This is a genomic window from Pseudocolwellia agarivorans (assembly GCF_002000085.1).
Taxonomy (GTDB): domain Bacteria; phylum Pseudomonadota; class Gammaproteobacteria; order Enterobacterales; family Alteromonadaceae; genus Pseudocolwellia; species Pseudocolwellia agarivorans.
Genome location: NZ_MUZU01000010.1, coordinates 99,842 through 120,739 on the forward strand (window position 1 = coordinate 99,842; position 20,898 = coordinate 120,739).

16 protein-coding genes are annotated in these 20,898 nt (G+C 36.2%); 9 read left to right on the forward strand and 7 right to left on the reverse strand.

The window, feature by feature from the left end; translation table 11 throughout:
- Positions 1 to 13 precede the first annotated feature (13 nt).
- Positions 14 to 790, reverse strand: a complete 777-nt coding sequence (locus B0X80_RS15270; RefSeq protein ID WP_077341805.1) for an SDR family NAD(P)-dependent oxidoreductase — start codon at positions 788 to 790, stop codon at positions 14 to 16.
- A gap of 269 nt (positions 791 to 1,059) precedes the next feature.
- On the opposite strand from B0X80_RS15270, the gene B0X80_RS15275 reads away from it, so the two are divergent.
- The 5 genes from B0X80_RS15275 (at position 1,060) to B0X80_RS15295 (ending at position 6,447) form a co-directional block, all read left to right on the forward strand.
- Positions 1,060 to 2,628 (forward strand): MFS transporter, encoded by a 1,569-nt coding sequence (locus tag B0X80_RS15275; RefSeq protein ID WP_245825476.1) that lies wholly within the window; start codon positions 1,060 to 1,062, stop codon positions 2,626 to 2,628.
- A 90-nt stretch (positions 2,629 to 2,718) separates the two neighbouring features.
- On the forward strand, positions 2,719 to 3,630 hold the full coding sequence (locus B0X80_RS15280; RefSeq protein ID WP_077341809.1) for a 2-dehydro-3-deoxygalactonokinase: 912 nt from the start codon (positions 2,719 to 2,721) through the stop codon (positions 3,628 to 3,630).
- A 4-nt stretch (positions 3,631 to 3,634) separates the two neighbouring features.
- Positions 3,635 to 4,273, forward strand: a complete 639-nt coding sequence (locus tag B0X80_RS15285) for a 2-dehydro-3-deoxy-6-phosphogalactonate aldolase (RefSeq protein ID WP_077341811.1) — start codon at positions 3,635 to 3,637, stop codon at positions 4,271 to 4,273.
- 81 nt (positions 4,274 to 4,354) lie between these two features.
- Complete coding sequence (locus B0X80_RS15290) at positions 4,355 to 5,524, forward strand: mandelate racemase/muconate lactonizing enzyme family protein (protein ID WP_077341813.1); 1,170 nt, start codon at positions 4,355 to 4,357, stop codon at positions 5,522 to 5,524.
- A gap of 173 nt (positions 5,525 to 5,697) precedes the next feature.
- Positions 5,698 to 6,447, forward strand: a complete 750-nt coding sequence (locus B0X80_RS15295; protein ID WP_077341815.1) for a FadR/GntR family transcriptional regulator — start codon at positions 5,698 to 5,700, stop codon at positions 6,445 to 6,447.
- Between the two features lie 60 nt (positions 6,448 to 6,507).
- On the opposite strand, the gene B0X80_RS15300 is transcribed toward B0X80_RS15295, so the two are convergent.
- From B0X80_RS15300 to B0X80_RS15325, 6 genes are all read right to left on the reverse strand, one after another.
- Entirely contained in the window at positions 6,508 to 8,004 is a 1,497-nt protein-coding gene (locus tag B0X80_RS15300; RefSeq protein WP_077341817.1) for a tryptophan halogenase family protein, read from the reverse strand.
- A 96-nt stretch (positions 8,005 to 8,100) separates the two neighbouring features.
- Positions 8,101 to 11,259: a TonB-dependent receptor gene (locus B0X80_RS15305; RefSeq protein ID WP_077341819.1), complete on the reverse strand. Its 3,159-nt coding sequence runs from the start codon at positions 11,257 to 11,259 to the stop codon at positions 8,101 to 8,103.
- Positions 11,260 to 12,344: 1,085 nt separating this feature from the next.
- Positions 12,345 to 13,313: an aldose epimerase family protein gene (locus B0X80_RS15310; protein ID WP_077341821.1), complete on the reverse strand. Its 969-nt coding sequence runs from the start codon at positions 13,311 to 13,313 to the stop codon at positions 12,345 to 12,347.
- Positions 13,314 to 13,425: 112 nt separating this feature from the next.
- Entirely contained in the window at positions 13,426 to 13,905 is a 480-nt protein-coding gene (locus B0X80_RS15315; RefSeq protein ID WP_077341823.1) for an ureidoglycolate lyase, read from the reverse strand.
- A 38-nt stretch (positions 13,906 to 13,943) separates the two neighbouring features.
- Complete coding sequence (locus B0X80_RS15320; protein ID WP_077341825.1) at positions 13,944 to 14,699, reverse strand: thioredoxin fold domain-containing protein; 756 nt, start codon at positions 14,697 to 14,699, stop codon at positions 13,944 to 13,946.
- Between the two features lie 65 nt (positions 14,700 to 14,764).
- On the reverse strand, positions 14,765 to 15,790 hold the full coding sequence (locus B0X80_RS15325; RefSeq protein ID WP_077341827.1) for an L-rhamnose/proton symporter RhaT: 1,026 nt from the start codon (positions 15,788 to 15,790) through the stop codon (positions 14,765 to 14,767).
- 548 nt (positions 15,791 to 16,338) lie between these two features.
- Here B0X80_RS15325 and B0X80_RS15330 point away from each other — a divergent pair.
- The 4 genes from B0X80_RS15330 to B0X80_RS15345 all read left to right on the forward strand — a co-directional run bounded on the left by B0X80_RS15330 (position 16,339) and on the right by B0X80_RS15345 (position 20,876).
- Positions 16,339 to 16,584, forward strand: a complete 246-nt coding sequence (locus B0X80_RS15330) for a hypothetical protein (RefSeq protein WP_139345331.1) — start codon at positions 16,339 to 16,341, stop codon at positions 16,582 to 16,584.
- Positions 16,585 to 16,685: 101 nt separating this feature from the next.
- Positions 16,686 to 18,227, forward strand: a complete 1,542-nt coding sequence (locus B0X80_RS15335; protein WP_077341831.1) for a sulfatase-like hydrolase/transferase — start codon at positions 16,686 to 16,688, stop codon at positions 18,225 to 18,227.
- A gap of 70 nt (positions 18,228 to 18,297) precedes the next feature.
- Positions 18,298 to 19,449 carry a mandelate racemase/muconate lactonizing enzyme family protein gene (locus B0X80_RS15340; RefSeq protein WP_077341833.1) on the forward strand — a complete coding sequence of 384 codons (1,152 nt, stop codon included), beginning with the start codon at positions 18,298 to 18,300 and terminating at the stop codon, positions 19,447 to 19,449.
- A complete protein-coding gene (locus tag B0X80_RS15345) occupies positions 19,446 to 20,876 on the forward strand; it encodes an aldehyde dehydrogenase family protein (RefSeq protein ID WP_077341835.1) in 1,431 nt (476 codons plus the stop codon). The genes B0X80_RS15340 and B0X80_RS15345 overlap by 4 nt, the downstream gene beginning before the upstream one ends.
- The last annotated feature ends 22 nt before the right edge of the window (positions 20,877 to 20,898 follow it).

Sequence of the window (20,898 nt, forward strand, 5' to 3'; positions counted from 1 at the left end):
TTAAAGTAACTATCTACTGATAAACAATCGAACGGCCGCCATCTATAATAAGGCTTTGACCTGTCATAAAGCTAGATTCATTACTTGCTAAAAATAGTGCTGGATACGCTATTTCTTCACACGATGCGTTACGCTTAAGTGGATGAATATCACCCATTGCTTTCCTGGTTGCTTCGGCATCACCAGATTCTGCAAACCACTTAAAGGCTGCCGGTGTTTCTGTCATACCAGGGCAAAGGGTGTTAACACGAATATTAAACTCACCAAACTCTACAGCTAAGTTTTTGGTTAAACCAATGATTGCATGTTTAGTTACTGCATAAGGGAAGTGTTCTGGTACTATATTGAAAGAGTGTACAGAGCCTAAATTGACAATACTGCCAGAACGAGCCGCTTTCATATAAGGTAAAACAGCTTTTGCACAATTCCACATACCTTCTACATTAACTGAAATGCTTTTGTCCCATTGATCTTTAGTTACAGCTAAAGGATCTTTACTTTGATAAATAATACCTGCGTTATTAATTAAAATAGTAGGAGCGCCAAATTTTTTATTAGTTTCGTTTACCATGTTATTAACTGAATCAAGATCACTTACATCTGTTTTTACAAAAAGAGCTTTGTAGCCTTGGCTTGTTAATTGGTTGGCGAATTCATTTCCTAAATCTTCATTTATATCGGCAATACATACTTTAGCGCCTTGATCACAAAATAATTTTACTATTGATTGTCCGATGCCGTCAGCACCACCTGTTACGATAGCAACTTGTTCTCTTAAGCGAGAAGTCATACTTAAAATCCTATTTTTCTGCATATTTAAATCTAATGGCGCGTATTTTGATTATTATGCCCTTAAATTGGAAGCGTTTTTTTTTAAAGTATTTTAACTTTAGAATATTTATTCTAGTTTTATATGAGTTTTAACGCTAGATATCGTTAACTGGTTTTGCTTTAGCTTATATAAATGCTATATTCCCAAAGTGTTCATTTAAACATAGTATGTATATATTCATACTTTCATTAATAAGTGTAAATAAAAATTAAAACAAGAGAAGGTATATGATGACGAATACGTCTAGTAATGTTACCAAATATTCACTAATAGCTGCATTTGGTGGCTTGGTTTTTGGATTAGATCTTTTAAACATCTCAGGTGCAATGCGTTTTATCAGTGCTTTATTTGGCCTTGATGATGCACAGCAGGGACGTATTATAGGTAGCACCTTCTATGGTGTTATGGTTATTTTGTTTTTCGCCGGTACTTTATGTGAAAACTTTGGGCGTAAGAAAGTTTTATTAGGTATTGCCTTGGCTTATACCATATCAACCTTGTTATCAGCTTTTGCTGTTAGTTATGAAATGCTACTTGTGGGTCGTTTTATTGGTGGTGCAGCCTTTGCGTCGATTATGGTTTCAGCCATGTATATTGGTGAAGTAGCTCCAGCGGATCAACGAGGTAAATTTGTATCTGTTAACCAACTAATGATCGCCATTGGTATATTCCTTACTTCAGTTATTAATTATTTCTTACTTCAGTACTTAGCTGATATTAGTTTCTTATCTAATGAAAATGTATGGCGTTACATGCTAGGGTCTGAGTTAATTGCTAACATAGTTTGGGTTACCTTATTATTAAAAATACCTGAATCACCACGCTGGTTGTTGAAAAAAGGTCGTGATGAAGAAGCAAGAAAAGCCATTGAAAAAATAATTCCTGCTGATGAAATTGAGACATTTATAAGTGATGTTAAAGAAAGCTTCCATCACGAAACCAAATCAGACACATTAACGCAGCTTAAAAATTTGTTTCATAAACGTATGTTTTTAATTTTAGCTATCGCAATTGTTTATGCCGTTGTTCAAGGTGGTACGGGGATGAATGCTATTATGTCATTTGCACCTATGGTATTTGAACAAGTAGGCATGAGCACCGCAGATAGTTTTATGCAAACTGTAATTTTAGCTGTTGTAAATCTAACGGCTGTCATAATTGCTGTATTTACTGTAGAAAAATTAGGGCGACGTAAATTAACTTTAGGTGGTTTAGCATTAGTTGTTATTGCGCATACTTCTGTATGGTATGGGTTTAAAGATACCACTTATATTTTAGATGCGCCTGCATTAGCGAATATTCAAGAGCAATTGAAGAATGAGCCAGTTGATTTAAATAAATTACAAACGCTTATAGGTAAAACTTACGAAAGTGATATTGAACTTAAATCCGCCTTGAATGAAACCTTTACTAAACAAGAACTACCTTTAGCAAGCGGTGCTGTTATCAATGAAACCATTCAAGGTATTAAACCTATTGCAGTTTTATTTGGTATATTGACTTTTATTGCGGCGTTTAATTTATCGATAGGACCTATTATGTGGGTTATTTTTTCAGAAATATTTCCTAATAATGTACGTAGTATTGGTTTAGCTTTTGCCGCTTTAATACAAACAATAGCATCATGGTCTGTAAGCGAGTTGTTTCCGTGGAGTCTAAATAATTATGGCGCTGCAAATGTGTTTTTAATGTATGCGTTTATCGGTTTGGGCGGACTAATTATTATGTTTATCATTTTACCCGAAACCAAAGGTAAATCGATTGAAGCGTTGGAAAAAGATTTAGTTAGATCTTAATGAAAACCCTAGGCTTAGCTTAGGGTGAATTTTTCTGTAATACCTACTTCATTGATGAGTGAAATCGGTATAAGTATGAGTTGTAAATAAATGAGTAATATAAATAAAACTGCCAACCATTTAATTGTGGATTGGGGGACGACAAACTTTCGTGCGTTTGTGATGGACGCAAAAGGTAAAATGTTAGATAAAAAAGAATTACCTATGGGCTTATTACAAGTCGATGACGGTGATTTTGCTAAAGCATTAAAAAGTGTTTTAAATGGCTGGATTGAAAATTTTGAATCATTACCTATTTATATGGCTGGCATGGTGGGCTCTCAATTAGGTTGGGTTAACGTTGAATATGCGAGTACTTCAATTGATGAAGCAGGTTTAGTTAAAAAAGCGCATCGTTTTGATTTACCGTGGGGACCCCAAGCGGTTATTATTCCAGGTGTAAGTCATCAATCTGAAACGGGCGCTTATGATGTTATGCGCGGCGAAGAAGTTCAACTTTTTGGTTTAGCTAAAATTGTTAAACAAAGTTCTTTAGATGCCATTTTACCGGGAACACATAGCAAACATGCTAATTTTGTTAACGGAAAAATGACGCGCTTTGCATCATTCATGACAGGTGAACTATTTTCTGTTATTTCAAAATATACCATTTTAGGTAAAGGCTTACCTGAACAGGTTGATAGCCAAGTTGCTTTTATCCGTGGTGTAAAAGAAGGCCAGTTAACCAATAGTTTAACCAGCACCTTATTTGCTGCAAGAACGCATAGACTATTTAATAACATTGAAGAAAATGAAGTATTAGATTATTTGTCTGGCTTATTAATTGGTAACGAATTAAAGAGTTTGAAGAATAATCATGTATTTTTAGTGGGTGGTAAAAGCTTGTGTGAAAGATACAAAATAGCTTGTACCGAACTATCAATATTTTCAACTTATATCAGTGGTGATGAATGTTTCCTTGCTGGTATGGCAGATTTAATTACCGTTTTAAATGAAGGCTAAAATAATGACTAAACGTTATAAACTTGAAGAACATCTTCCTCTAATTGCAATTATTCGTGGCGTATTACCAGAAGACGTAGTGCGTATTGGCCAAATCTTAATTGATGAAGGCTTTACTATGATTGAAGTGCCATTAAATAGCCCCGACCCATTAGTCAGTATTAAGAAGTTAGTTGACGCTTTTGGTGATAAATATCTGATTGGTGCTGGTACAGTGACTACGCCACAAAAAGCTAAAGACGTAATTGCGACAGGTGCTAACCTAGTAGTTACGCCTAATATGAATACAGAAGTTATTAAACTATCTGTAGAAGCTGGTTGTGCAACTTTTCCTGGTATAGTTACACCTACAGAAGCATTTGATGCCTTAGCTGCTGGCGCAACGGGGATTAAATTATTCCCAGTTTCAGCTTTAGGTTTAGATGGTTACAAAGCATTAAAATCTGTTTTACCTCCCGAAACACTTTCTTTCCCTGTTGGTGGTATTGATCCTACCGTTGAAAGCATGAAACCATTATTAGATATTGGCGCTAATGGTTTTGGATTAGGTTCATCTTTATACAAACCTAATATGACAGACGACCAAGTACGTGCAAATGCAAAACAATTTGTTGAAACATTTAAAAGTCTCACCTCTAAATAATTGAACTAATAATTTAGATGAAGCTCAAATGTTTACGCATTTGGGCTTCTTTTTATTAAAACAGAATAAAGGCATAAACTAATGAAAATAACAGCTATTACTCCCTATGTAATTTGGGTAGGTACTCGTAACCAACTTATTGTTAAAGTTGAAACTGATGAAGGATTATATGGTTGGGGCGAAGCGGGTTTCTCATTTCGTGAACAAGCTGTAGCTATGATGATTGAACACTTTTCAAAGTTCATTATTGGTCAAGATCCTATGAACATTGGTCGCATTTGGCAAGAATGTTATCGTAGTCATTATTTTGAAGGTGGGCGTGTAGTTACTGCGGCAATGGCTGCCATTGATATTGCGCTTCATGACATTAAAGGTAAAGCATTAGGCGTACCTGTTTATCAATTAATTGGCGGCAAGCAACGTGATGTTGTTCCTGCATTTGCTACTGTTCCAGCAGAGCCAAGTGAATTAATGATAGAGCAAGCGGTAAAACTAAAAGAAATGGGTTGGAAATGCATTCGTTTTATTGCTGATGGTATGGGCGCAGCCTACTCTGAAACAGGTGTAGCACGCTTTGAACCTAGAGAATCTATCAATAATACAGTTCCTTGGTTAATTAAAGCTAGAGAAGCATTAGGACATGAAGTTGTTTTAGGTTTAGAGTTTCATCATAGATTAAGTGTTGCTGAAGCGGCTTCATTATGTCAAAAAATACCAGCAGGTACGTTAGACTTCTTAGAAGAACCTATTCGTGATGAAACACCTGAAGCTTATGAAACATTAAGAAAACTCACCAATATACCTTTTGCTATTGGTGAAGAATTCTCTTCAAAATGGCAATTTATGCCATATATTGAAAGAGAACTTATGCAATATAACCGATTAGATATTTGTAACGTAGGAGGTTTTACTGAAGCATTAAAAGTAGCAGGTTGGAGTGAAGCACATTATATTGACTTAGTGATGCATAATCCTCTAGGACCTATCTGTACTGCTGCTTCTATACATTTAGCTGCAGCCGTTCCTAACTTTAGCTGGTTAGAATGTCGTTCTTCCCCATTTGAACAATTAGGTTTTGATAACCCCGAACTATTTCCTGTTCAAGCAACAATGGAAGGGGCTAATTTTATTATTCCTGAGTTACCAGGTTTAGGTGTTGAAGTAAACGAAGAGAAAATTAAAGAGCAAAGCGCTACATTTACGGAAGCACCTCATCTGACCACTGATGATGGAAGTGTTCAAAACTGGTAATATTCAAGGTATTATGCTAAAAAGCTTTGTTTTTATAATTAAACGTTATACTGTATTGAAATTAGAGTATAGTTAACAATCTTTAGTTGTTTTTTTTAGATGGCTACAGTACTCTTATTTAATGAAAGTATGAATATATACATACTACGTTTATATATATATTATGAGTGAACATGAGCGAATTAGTTTATTACGACCTAAAACGAGCAGCCACCATGACTCCAAGTTTACCTGTACAGGTTGCTCGTGAGTTAGGAAGACGCATAGTTGCTGGCACTATTGAAACAGGCACTTTAATTGATGATGAAGCAACACTAACCGAGCGTTATCAGGTTAGTCGAGTTGTTGTTAGAGATGCTGTTAAAATATTAGTTGGTAAAGGCTTGCTTGATGTACGACGTGGCATAGGTACACGTGTAAAACCAAGAAATCAATGGATTTTATGGGATGATGATGTATTGGCTTGGCATGTGAATGCGCCACCAAATAAAGATTTCATTAATCAATTGATGGATATACGTTTAGCCTTTGAACCTAAAGCAGCTAGATGGGCGGCAGAAAGAGCGACAACTGAAAGTTTAGCTGAAATAGAAGCTGCGTGTTCAGGTATGGAATTAGAAAAAGGATCTGTAGAGAAATTTATTATTGCGGATGCTTTGTTTCATCGTTCAGTATTACGAGCGGCGAGGAACGACTATTTAACGGCAATGGAAGGTGTTATTTATTCTGCGTTGTTAATAAGTGTTCAAATAACTAACCAAGATCCACGTGAAAATAGCTCATCTGTTTTTTTTCATCGTGAAGTTTATCAAGCGATTGCTGATAAAGATGGATATAGAGCAGAGCAGTTAACTGAAAAGCTACTTAGAGATGCCATTAGACGTCTACAAGAAGCATTTGGTGATAACTTTAGAATTAGTTAGTACTATCGTTAGTTTGATTTTTAAAAAAGGCTTCATATTCCATTGAAGCCTTTTTTGTTATTAATGTTTTAAGCGATTAATATACTCAGCATGATCAAGTGTTTTACTGGCATTAATTTGTAATGCTTTGGCACTTTCAGTAAAAGCTTTTTCTATTTTGTCAAAAAGTGATTTATCTATAATAGGGTCATAACTTTTAGGTCGAACTCCCATGCCTTCTAATACCGCATACCAACTCTCGCTGGCAAATAAATCATAATGATTTTCGTATAGTCGGCCTTGGCATTTAAATAAATCAAGCTTGGTTTTTAACGATTCAGGTATAGCTAAGTTTTGCCACATTTGCCAAAATTTACTATCGGTTCGTTTAGTTTCACAGTAATGTAAAATAATAAAATCTCGTATATTGTAATATTCATTATCAATGAGTCGATTGAATTCGTTAATTGTTGGTTCAGCCATTTCCTTCGTTGGTAATGATTGAACAAAATTAAGCATGGTTTTCATTATTAAATAAATACTGGTTGACTCTAGTGGTTCCAAAAATCCAGACGATAAACCAACAGCTAAACAGTTTTTATGCCATACCTTATTACGTTTTCCTGTTGTAAACGAGATGACTCTAGGTTCTGTAATTATATTGGGTACATTTTTTTTAAGTAAGCCAATAGCTTCATCGTCTGAACAGTAATCACTACAATAAACATAGCCATTACCTGTTCTATTTTGTAACGGAATACGCCAACGCCAACCATGTTCGTGAGCAATTGATTCAGTATAAGGTGACAATGGGGTGATTAACTCAGATTGAGCGGCAACCGCTTTATTTACCGGAAGGTAATGCTGCCAGTTTTCGTAGCCTACTCTTAATGCTTTATTAATGAGTAAGGCGCTTTGTCCTGTACAATCTATAAAAAAATCGCCTTTAATTGACTCGTGACCGTCAATAGTTAATTGGCTGATATTGCCATTTTCATCAAGTAAGGTGTCTTTCACATGGGCCTGTATAAGCTTTACGTTGAGTGCAGTGGAGTATTCCGTTAAGTATTTTGCAACTAAACTGGCATCAAAATGTAGAGCGTATGCTGACTTAGAAAGGTTGCTAGGTTGTTTGGGATCTGGAATAAAAAATTTATTTTGTTTGGCTAGCGCAATAGCTGGAGAAAAATCGGTTAATTCAAAAGTAGGATTGATAAATTGATGTTTTAACCAATGTTGATAAAAAGGTTGGGCATCTACTTTATTGCCAATATGTCCAAATTGATGCCAATAATGATGATTTTTCTCTTTCCAATCAACAAATTTTATACCTAATTTAAATGTAGCATTTGTTTTAAGTATAAAGTCTTTTAACGGAATTCTTAAAAACTCTAACATATCGACAATTGACGGGATAGTTGCCTCACCTACGCCAATTGTTGGTATGTTGGGGGATTCTATCACGGTGATTGTATGTTCGGTGTTATGTAATGTTCTCGCTAAAATGGCGGCTGAAATCCAGCCAGCTGTTCCACCACCCACAATAACGTAGTTTTTTATATTTTCATTCTTTTGCACACTACACCCCGATAATTATTTTTTACTTAGGTTATAACGAAACAAGCTTTACTCGAAAGTAAAGCTTGTATTCATTTTAAGTTTTAACTAAAGCGCTTAAAACTTAGCAGATACGCCCACTTGAAAACGTCGACCTGAATATTGTACTAATGTTACACGTTCACGTATATCAGCATATTCAATAATATTTTCGTTAGTTAGGTTAATTGCTTCAGCACGAATAGTTAACGTTTCATTGATATCATATGAAGTACTGAAATCAAATTGACCATAATCTTCAACATGCTGAGGCATACCGTTAGCGCCAGACACAGGCCCTTGGCGATGCTTTAAGTAATTATCGCGCCAGTTGTAAGCTAAACGCGCTTGAAATCCATCATTATCATAGAAAGCAATTAAGTTATAAGCATTTTCAGAAAAGCCTTCTAGGCCACCACCGGCAAGTTGAACGTTTGTTACACCAGCAAGCGCTGCTGCTTCGGCTTCTTCTCTTGCTGAGTTTTTATCTTCCGCTTTAGTGTATGTGTAGTTAGCTTGAATACCAAAACCACTTAACCAACCCGGTAAATAATCAAAGAAATGCAATGCTGCTAATTCAAAGCCTTCTACAGTACCACCACTTCTGTTGGTTGGTGCTGAATATTCTTCAAATAAAGTTTGTGTGTTTCCGTTAAAATCAGGGAAAGCATAGCCACTATCTTCTTTAAAGCTTTGTGTTGATACAAAGGTACTGATATCTTTATAAAATAAACCTGCTGAGTATGCATTACCATTGTCTTCATAATATTCGAACGATAAGTCGAATTGTGTGGCTTCGTAGGGTTTTAACTCTGGATTTTGACGTTTAGTTATGTATTGATCTAAACGTGTTGAATCAGGAAGCGTACGGTTAACCCCTGTATCTTCAATTGCTGGTCGTGTGATAACTTTTGCTGCAGCTGTTTTAATATAAAAACCATTATTAAAGTTAAAATTGAAGTTTGCACTTGGTAATACATGGCTGTAATCAGTACCAAAGGTACGAGGTTGATTTTCATCGTAAGTGATATCAACAATGGTGCCGTCGTTTACTGTAGATGAACGAAAAACAATATCTTGAACAAATTTTGTATGACCTGTAGATGATGTTTTAGTATCAACATAACGTAAACCTACATTGCCGCTCCAACCGAAATACTCAGCTTCACCTTCAAGGTTCAATTGAGCATATAATGCTAGTGTTTCTTCGGTATTAATTACTGATGCGGTAGGGCGTGCAACTTCTGTGGTCCAATCATTAGCACTGCCTACTTCTTGATTTCTAATTTGTCCCATTTCAGCTTTAAACGCTTCAATATCGTTAATTAAGGTAAAGTTTCTAGGGAAATTTCCTGATTCATCAGCTAAGAAGTTTGAGTTATTAATTGAAAACAAGCTATCTGTTAAATCGTGATCATTACAGGTATTGCCAGTTTCAAGGGTATTACGATTAATAAAGTCATTAATTTTAGCTTCTTCCGCAGTTAAAGCTCTACCTAAGCTTTCTTCAGTTAATACGTTTGGAACGCCTACACGAGCATTCGGGTCAAAACAACCTTGCGGAACCTGAAATAGGTTATTGGTTTTTTCTCTATCTGTGTAAGCAATGCCTATGTCAAGAGATTGCATTACGCCGCTATCTAGCTCGTATTGCGCATCAAGTTTAGCTTCTTTTACAGTGTCTTCTAATTCATTATGCTTAATGTCTGTCCACCAAGAACGAACCGCAGCTGGGTCTGTATAGTCAATCGTGGTATCCGTAATTGACAAAATATCGCCATGGTTATTAACGCTAATAAAATCACCGTTAACCACTGTACCATCAGCTGAAGTAAAAGTGTCTGTTGTTGCACCTTTAATTTGTTCATCTTTGTAATCTGTTAATCCAGCGTAATAATCGCGTGCAAATTGTATAGCGGCATCTGGATTAGTGAATGGGTCAGGGAAAGGAGACGTTTGATCGTTACCATGATCTGAATGGTTAACGTAATGAAAAGTCATTTCATTAACACGAGGATCTGATTCTGCTTTTGAATAAGCAAAGTCAGTTTCAATTGTCCATTTACCCAAATAGTATGTGCTGTTTAAGCCTAGCGCTAACGTTTTAGAGTCTTGACCACGTTGAATAGGTAAGCCATCAATTTTACTACCACGTTTAGTGGCTTCTAAAACCGTAAAGTTATCAGAAACAACTAAATCTTCCCAAGTACCATTACTTTGTAAAGGAATTTGCATACCACTGCTGTCTGATTGACGACTTAAGTCTGAGTGCAATAAATCAAATGTATGAACAATATCTTCATTTGCTTGCCATTGCGCTGTAAAGTTTAAGCTAGTACGTTCACGTTCTTCAGTATCTAAACTATAAGTGGCTCGTCCAGGGTGTCTAACAATTTCTCTTTCATTAGGTAAAATGCTACCGTCTGCGGCAAGAAAGTTTTTACTACCATCAGCAATTTGTCCATCGTTATTGATATCTCTATCAACAATAAGGTTGCCACTCGTGTCTCTAGCACCGTGATCAGTAGCAAAGAAATTACCCCAACGGTTTGTGGTTGCGGCGTCTATTCTATTAGTTGCTTTTGAATGAGAAACACCTAATAAAACACCAAATGTATCATCTAAAAAAGTGTTACTTACAATGGCTGATAGTTTTGTACCCATATCATCGGCTAAATCATTGTCAGTAAGTGTTACCGAGCCTGCAGCATGAAGCCCAGGGCTGTTTAAAGGGCGAGCTGTATTTACATTAACATAAGCACCTAAGCTACCTTCAGCAATGTTTGCACGAGAAGCTTTGATGACATCTGCACCAGAAATAAGCTCAGAAGGTAATGACTGAAAGTCAAATTCGCGGCCTTGTTCGGTTGTTGCTAAGGTACGATTATTAACTTTTACGGAGTTAAATTGTGGGCCCATACCACGAACGGTGATTTTTGAACCTTCACCATTTGTTCTATCAATCATTACACCTGTTATGCGTTGTAATGATTCAGCAACGTTTTGATCTGGAAATTTACCTAAATCCTCAGCCACAATGCTATCTTGAATAGAAGCTGCGTCTTTTTTTATCGACATTGCTTCATTTAAGCTGCTTCTAATGCCTCTTACTTGAATTATTTCAACATCTTGCTCTGCATTTTGCTGAGTAGACTCTGCAGAAATAGCATAATTAGTCGATAATGCTGCAGATATAGCTAAGCTAATTGGCAGTAATCTGAATGAACTTTGTTTCATTTTATCCCCTAGTCTATCTTTTTGTTATATGTATATAAACATATGATGTTTTGTTCGGTTGCTTTTTTATCATGCTAATTTGTAAAGTTCAATAGAATTAATGAGAATTAGTTTTTATGCTAAAAGTAAACATTATTTATTGATGAGGTTATTTATTACGAAATACTTAGTAATTAGTGGGTTAGTTGAGTTGTTAGGCTGTAAGTAACTAAGGGGTATGGTTAAATTATTTTATTTTTTAATAAAAAAATGTGTAAATAATTTGAGGGAAAAGTTAATTACTCTATTTGAAAGTTTAAATACAACCCATTGTGTAGTGAATTTTTGAGTATATGGGTAGGTGTTATTGAATTTCGGTTGCAACATCTTATGTTTATGTGTTTTTAATTGGCGTAATTCGTGTGATTAGCTGACTGAAAAACTGTTTACCACCGAGAACACGGAGTTGTGCTTCGCACACACAGAGGAAGGTCAAAACATTTTTTTTTAAACATTGCCAACGAATTACGCTAATTTCACGAATTATTTAAAACAACAAATCTTTTGCTTTACTGCGCTTTCCTCGGTGTAGGACGAAGTCCCTCTGTGCACTCTGTGGTTGGATCTTTTTAATTGGGGTAATTCGTGTGATTAGCTGACTGAAAAACTGTTTACCACCGAGAACACGGAGTTGTGCTTCGCACACACAGAGGAAGGTCAAAACACTTTTTTTTAAACATTGCCAACGAATTACGCTAATTTCACGAATTATTTAAAACAACAAATCTTTTGCTTTACTGCGCTTTCCTCGGTGTAGGACGAAGTCCCTCGGTGCACTCTGTGGTCGGATCTTTTTAATTGGGGTCATTCGTGTAATTCGCTGGTAAAGGTTTATGAAAAGATAAAAGATCTTTAACCACAGAGAAGAGCCACAGAGGAAGAGAAGTTCACAAGCTTTTAATTTATAACCTCGGTTCACTCTGTGGTTGACCTTATGTTTTTTAATTGGCGTAACTTGCTGGTAGTGATTTATGAAAATATAAAAGGTTTTAACCTTTGTGTTCTCGGTGGTTCACTCTTGCTATTCTAGGGCTGTTTTTTACTCTTTATATTACGTCGGTTTTGATTGAAAAGTTCCACGAATATGTTTCACCTTTACTTATCACCGCACAGGTATTTTGAGCATAAGCTTTAGCAACATTGTCATATATACCAGTACAAGGTTCTAATGCAAAATTATAATCATTATTAAAACCATTCTGATTTTTCCAAATACCTAAATAGGGTACTTTATCAGCATCTACCGATAACATAACTTTTCGATACTTATCCGTAAAACCAAAGTTGTCATTAGCTTTTAACATTGAAGTGAAGTAATACTTTTCAAAATTTCTACTCGAGCTTGGTTCCATTTTATTTAGGTGCACTAAACCATGTTTATCGGTATGTGTAGATGGGTAAGTATGAAGGCTGCCAAAGTTACCAAGTCTCCCTCCATTATCTGATACTGAAATAACCTTGTTTAAATTTTCAGGAATAATAAATTTCACATCAGGGTAGACTTTAAAAAGCGCATGAGGGGTCCAGATGAAGGGCATTGTATTCGTAGTTTCTAGCAAGGTAACAGTATAAGTGCTATCTATATTATTTTGATTTAATGAGACGGTTTTAGATAACTTGTAGCCAAATATTTTACTGATAATACTAAAGGTAATGCTGTGGTTGGTATGAGTTTCAATTGTCCACGGCTGTGACCAAACTTCTCCATGATCCGGTACTCTAACGGTCTCATCTAAATGGATAGGAGAAGGGCATTCCTCAATGGTGGGAAAGCACTCATCAAAACCGCTGAGATCATATTGGGTAAAATCATCCGCATAACTAGGTGTAACTAATAAGTTTTTTTTATATTGATAGAGTATTTCATTATCTGCATCAGACAAATGTAATAACTTAGTTTTTAGCGAAGCAAGTTTACTTCCATAGTCAGGTAGCCACTCCGCTTTAATTGATTCATTTTCAAGTACTATAGAATTCAAACCTTTAAAGCGGCTGCGATAACATTGTGTATTCATAATTTAGACATTAATAATAGAGAAGGGAGGTTGTGGTTAGATAAATTGGCCATGGCCGCTATAACCTTTATTAACAAAGGTTATAGCGGCCAATTAAACGGTTTAGATTTACTTAAAAAGTAAGCTCAACACTTTCGCTGATGTCTTCAAAAACGGTATCGTTATCTAAAGCATCTTTTTGGAAAATAATTAGTAAAGTAATTTCATCTTTATCAATAGGGTAAGTTGCTGAATGCCAACATTTTTCAGCTAATACAAATAATTGCCCTTGAGGAATAGTATAAGCCTTCAAAGTATCTACATTTGGAATATCGTCTGAAGGAGGAGCTACAGCAATAACACAGTCACCGTCTAAACAAATAATACCTGTTGCGGTTTTAAAGTGATTTTCTAATTGATCGAAAACCATGTCTTGTTTTTTAATTTTTAAAACGCCTACTTCAGTTTCACCCTTAATAGAAAACATGGCTTGTTGCTTCCAAAATGTCACGTTTTCTACCGCAATAGTGGGGTCATCTTTTACTGGCATTTCAATCAGCTGTCCGTAAGATTGGAAGACTTCTTTTGATACGTTTTCAATGGCTAATTTCATTTAATTCTCCTGATTTTATTGTTTTATTAGAATGTTGTTTATTGTTTAAAAGCTAATTCGGCAATTTTTGATGATGAGTGAAATCCTGATACCATATTGCCATCTTCAAAAACGATTGTCGGTGTGCCTTGTACGCCAATCGCATTCCCTAATTTAAATTGTTGGTCCACCGTTATTTCGTCGCATTCTATAAGTTCTAGGTGATCGCCACGTTGCAACTTGGGTAGCACTTCTTTTGGATTGTCGGAACACCATGCGGAAGCAATTTTTGAATAAGAAGGGGAATACAGTCCTGCTCTAGGGTAAGCTAAATAACGTACTTCAATTTGAAGATCATTGATTGCAGGAATTTCGTTATGAAGTTTTACACAGTAGGGGCAGTCAACATCTGTAAATACCCATATAATGGCTTTAGATTGTTTTACTGGTTTGTAAACGATCATGTCTTCTAACGCTACGTTGGACATTAACCTAGCACGGTATGTTTTTTTATCTTCTTTATCTAAATCTACAAATTGCCCCGATTCTACGGCGTACATTTTTCCTGAAATAATGTAACTTGCGTCTTCATTAACGTAAATTTTCGAACCTTGAGCTAATTCAACTCTATATAAACCTTCAATTTCACTTTTTTGTATGGAAAGAAGTTGCAGAGGAGTTGAACCACTGGTTAATTTTGATTTTATTATTTCAATAATTTCTTGGGATAACTCTTCTGCATGTAATTGACAAAACCAAGGGCATATTAAGAAAAAAGCAAAGTATTTAATGTGTTTTACTGCACGTTGTAACATTATATTAATCACCTATTTGAATTAAAAAAGGCAGGCGTTAACCTACCTTTTTAGCATATACTTTTTTAAAGTGTAGAAGCGTATGTCATGAGTATGGTTGCAACTATGATGATGAAAACACCTAAGCCCACAAGTTTTAATGGGCCGTTCATACCTTTCCATTCACCGGTCGCTACAGCAACAATGTTACTAACTACTAACGATAAACCTAGCATTACAGGCCAGCAGATCATTGTTCCAATATCACCTAATAAAGCAACACCTTGGCCATAGGTGCCTAATGCTGCAAACCATAAAACCCCTGTAATAATAGACCACTTTAATGCCTTACCCATTCCGGGTTTTTTAAACGAACCAAAACTATTGTTCTTAACAAGGAGGAATAGGGCATAACCTACATTTATAATATAAGCGCCAGCAAGAACAACAACCCATCGTGCTAAAGCTGTATTGCGTTGTAATGCTCCGCTTTCTTCAGCTAATTTACCTATTTCAGCGGTGTTATCGAAACCAACGGCTAACATTGCTGATAAAATACCTGATGCAGAAGCAATATATAAACCTTTCTTAAAAGCACTACCTTTAGCAATGCCTTCAATTTCAGCACCTGATTCAGAGGCTATTTTGTCGCGTTTTAAACCCGCAATCGTTACCACATATACAGCAACAGCTAATAGAACTAAACCTGTTAAAATGTAAGGGATACTGTCAGGGTTGATAGAGTCATATCTTAAAAAGAAAGGAATAAGAGCGCCGGCAATAGAACATAACCCCATAACGATGCCGTAAGTTAAAGACATACCTATATAACCTACAGATACACCGAACATAATGCCACCAATACCCCAGCCAAAACCAAGAGCTGCGCCCATTAATATTTCATTCATTGGGGCTTGTGCAATAACGTTGCCTAAGTCAGGCACTACCATTAGCGCCCAAGCAAGAGGAAAAATTACCATAGCAACTGTTGCGTATACTATCCACCAAGCTTCCCAAGCTAAAGGCTTTACATATTTCATGCCTAAGCCAAATGTACCTTGAAATACACTGGCGATAACTACGATCATTATCGGTAACAATAATTCGTTCATTGAAATCTCTCTTTATAATTAAATGTTGTTGTATACCTAAAGCTTTGCATATCTTTTTTTTATCTTTATATTGATAGAATAACCAAAGGTTAGTTGTAGTTAAACATATGATGTTTTAATTAGCAATTAGATAAATAACACATCATGAATAACTGTTATTAATTAAAATATTCTTTCTATGGTTGAGAAAATTTAAGAACTCATTCTATGTTGTATGCTTAGCCTTCTCTTTTTCTCATTCGTATTGTTGTCATTCGTTTATTTTGACTTTTAATTTTTCAAATATTTACATTAAAAGTGGGATATATACTTTAGATTATGTTGTAAAGTTAAACATCATATGTTTAACTTAGTAGTATTAATAAGTTCGAGTAGTCGTGTTATTTGAGTTTTATATTATTTTAGGCCAGTAAAAACGCTATTTATAAAAAATTCGCCATACGGAAGGAAGCCTCAAGTTAAACGGAATTGAGCGAATTTAGTTTTAATTACTATGAGTACAATTTAATTAAATGAAAAATCTATCGTTGCTAAAAAAACTTTTTACTATGAGCCGTTGTACTCTAACGATTAATTCTGCACACGCAGCTTTTTGGTTTAGTCAATTTAAGCCTGCCTTTATTACTTATGCGCTAGAAACGATAGGTTTATCTAAAGGTACAAGTATTCTCGATATTTATATGCTATCAAATACTCAATTAACCTCTAATGACCAATCAAATCTTTTAGGCTGCTTAACTACACTAGAGGGTAATATCTTTATTCGTAAAGATAAAAAAGAAGGAACCTTCTGAGTGGTTACTTTAATCCAATACAACATAGAGTAAGTGCTTTAAATGTCGCTTAATCAATCATGAGCGGTGTTAATAAATATTTGTAAATGATGAGAAAAAATATGAAAAAAATATGGACAAAATCAATACTAAGTACGGTGTGCGCAATAGGATTATCTTCTTGTGCTTTAACTGACTCCCAAACAGGTAACGTGTTACAAATTGAAAAGGAGAAAAAATCTAATGTTCTGGTTTTATTCTTTGATGACATGCGTTTTGATACTTTTTCATATCGTGGTGGTCCAGTAAATACTCCTAATATCGATGCTTTAGCTAACGAAGGTGTTCAGTTTAATAATGCGATGACGACTACAGGTTTATGTTCGCCATCTCGTGCTGCTTTATATACAGGACGCTGGGGACATAAAAATGGTTTAGACGATAATGTTGACCTTTACCATTCTCGTCAATCAGAGCTTGATTTAAAAGAAGGAGGCTTAATACGCCGAGCTGCAGATGCCGGCTATTTAGTAGGGCATGTGGGTAAATGGCATTTAGGTGCTCGTGGTACTGAATTACGTGGTGCTGAAATTGACTTAGCACAAGGACATGAACCGCGTGAACGCTTTACTCGTCCGTATACGCCTTACTCAAAAGTTAAACAGGTTGAAGGTTATTACAAAGGTAAGTTAGATAAAAACGGTGAAAAACATGAGTACTGGATAACATTAGACGGTACTTATGAAGACACCGAAGCTTATAAAAAAGTCGTTGCTGGTAAGCAAATGTTAAAACAAGTAGCTAAAGATGAGCGTCCATTCTTTGGTGTTATTAGTTTTAACCAACCACATCCTGCTTATCGTGTGCCTGAACCTTACGCAAGTATGTTTGATCCTAAAACTCTTAAATTACCTAAAAATCACCTCTCTAAACGCGTAAATAAACCACTTGCTCAAGAAGGTATTTGGTGGCCTTGGCATGATGTGGGTCATATGAGTGATATGGATTGGCGTAAATCTCGTGCTTATTATTATGGCGCAATTGCTATGGTAGATCGTATTGTTGGTGAGCTTATACAAACAGCAAAAGATGAAGGCGTTTACGACGACTTAACGATTGTTTTATTAGGTGACCAAGGCAGCATGTTAGGTGAACATTCATTATACGACAAAGGCCCATATGCTTATGATGAATTGATGCGTATGCCTCTTATTATTAAACGTCCAGGTAACGCCCCTAAAATAGTAAACCGTCAAGTTTCTATGCTTGATCTGACGCCAACACTTGCTGAAATTATGCATTTAGAAAACGATGGCGATGTTGATGGCTTCTCACTGAACCCTTTAATTGAAAAAGGTGATAACGCTGAAGAATACAAAGATAAAGAAGACACTGCGCTGTATGCATACGAATGGTACAACGGCTCATGGTTTGGTATTCGTGCGATTAGAACACCTGAAATGAAGTTTGTTTGGAATCCAGGTGATACCCGCGATGAACTTTACGACCTTAAAGCAGATCCTGTTGAACTAAACAATTTAATTGGTAACAAAAACTATACAGTTAAGTTAACTAAAATGGCTAAATTATTAGAAAAAGAACTGGTTAGAGTAAGCGATCCGTCAGTGGCTAAATTTAGACATCATTACAAAGATTATCTTTAAACACTCAATTTTAATTAGTCGGTTAGTTGATAAATAACAGCCTAAAATAACAAATAAAGTAGCGAAATAAATGAAAATAGAATGTATTAAAACTCACCACTTACGATGCGAACTAGATCAGCCTTTTGGTTTTTCTCAATGGTCTTACGCACAACGAAACGTTTTGGTTATTGAAATCATTACTGATACTGGCGTTTCAGGTTGGGGCGAATGTTATGGACCTGCAGATGTAACACAAGCGGCTGTCGAAAAGTTTTTTGCGCCTCGCATAATTGGTATGCCAGCTTTATCTACCGATGTTATTTGGCAACATATGTGGCGTTCGGCATTAGATTTTGCGCGTGGCGGGATCATGATGGGCGCTATGTCAGGTATTGATATGGCGTTATGGGATCTAAAAGGTCATGCGCTAGGTTTAAGTGTTAGCGACCTAATGGGTGGTAAACATCGCGATAAAGTGCCTTGTTACGCTACAGGAATGTACTACACCGACTTACCTGAAGATGAGCTATTAACGTCTTTAGTTGATGAAGGTGTTAGTTATGCAAACGAAGGTTTTAAAGCCATGAAAATCAAAGTGGGAAAAAATCCTGATTTTGATATTAAGTTTATTCGAGCTATTCGTAAAGCCTTACCAAATATAGAGCTTATGGCTGACTCTAATCATGCATTTGACCTACCTGAAGCGATCCGTGTAGGTAGAGTCTTAGATGAATGTAATTTTGGCTGGTTTGAAGAACCACTGTCGCCAGAACATCCTCATTTGTTTAGACAATTACACGCAAAAATTGATACACCCTTATCTACAGGCGAATGTGAGCAAACTCGTTGGGGCTTTAAAACTTTAATTGAGCAAGGCCATGTGTCTTTATTGCAGCCTGATCTTGCCTATTGTGGTGGCCCAAGCGAAGCCTTGAAAATTAGAGCTATGGCGTCAGCACACGGTATCAATTGTATTCCTCACGTTTGGGGAACACAGCTTAACTTAGCTGCCGGAACTCACTTTTTAGCTAGTGCTTATCATGAGCCGGGTCGGGCAGAACCGAAAAAATTATTACTTGAATATGATCGTACCGAAAATCCACTTCGCGATGAGTTATACGAAGTTGTTGTAGAAGTAAAAAATGGCGAAGCAACCGTTCCTACAGCACCAGGCTTAGGTGTAAAAATAGATCGTAACGCTTTAAAACAATTTGACATAAATGAGACTGAAACAAAATGAGCAATATACAATACAAAATGCTAATTAATGGTGAATTAGTTAGCGGAGATAAAAGTTTCCCTGTAGTTAATCCTGCAACAGAAGAAGTTATTGCAGATGTACCACAAGTTACTGCAGAGCAAATTACCCAAGTTATTTCTAGTTCTAAAGCAGGATTTGCGACTTGGTCTAAAATGTCTTTAGCAAAACGTGCAGAATTAATTTTTGCTTATGCCGATATTTTAGAAAAGCACAAAGAAGAAATCGTTGATATTTTAATTGCTGAAACTGGTAAGCCAGCAGATAACGCTGAATACGATTTTGATATGTTAACTACGTGTTTACGTTTCTTTGTTGAAGAAGCTAAGCGTTTAGACCAACCTGTATTAGGTGATCCTGATGGTCGTTTCTTAAACTACATTATGCGTCAACCTTTAGGCGTTGCAGTAGGGTATTTAGCATGGAATTTTCCATTACTTAATGTCGGTTATAAATTAGGTCCTGCACTTGCAGCTGGTTGTTCCGCAATTATTAAACCTTCTCAAGTTACGCCATTAGCAAGTTTACGTGTTGCTGAACTTTCAGTTGAAGCAGGTATTCCAGCCGGTGTTATTAACATGATCACATCAAACGATTATGACGTAACTAATCCATTACTAACCAGTAAAGATGTTTCATTATTTACTATGATCGGCTCAACACGAGCGGGTGTAAATGCAATGAAAACTGCTTGCACTAACATTAAACACTTCTCTGTTGAATTAGGCGGTAATGCACCTGTAGTTGTATACGATGATGCCGACATTAAACGTGCGGCAACAGATATTGTAAACCTTAAGTTTGCTAATACAGGTCAAGTGTGTGTTTCACCAAACCGTTGTTTAGTTCATGAATCTGTTTATGACGAATTTGTTGCCTACGCTAAAGCACACGCAGAAGGGATAACTCTTGCTGCTGGCCGTGCAGAAGGTCATCTAATGGGTCCACTAGTGAACGACAAAGAGCGTCAACGTGTATTAGGTTTAGTTAATGCTTCTGTAGAGCAAGGCGCAACTGTTGCTCTTGGTGGTAACGCGGTAGATAAAAAAGGTTTTTACATGGAACCGACTATTTTAACTAACGTAACGTTAGACATGCCAATTACAACGGATGAAATTTTTGGTCCTGTACTTCCTATCGTTAAGTATACCGACGCTGATGATGTAATTGCCTTAGCAAACGACAACGAATACGGATTATCAGCTTACGTATACACCACTAATTTACAACGTGGTTTACAAGCGGCTGAGCAGATCCAAGCGGGTAGTGTATGTATAAACGAAGTTCACTATTCAGTGCATTTACCTCATGGTGGTTTAAAACAATCAGGTGTAGGTAAAGATTGCTCTCAATACAGCTTAGAAGAATACATGACACTTAAACGCGTTTCTGTATTAGTAAATGACTAGTTAAATAAAATTCAGGTTCCTT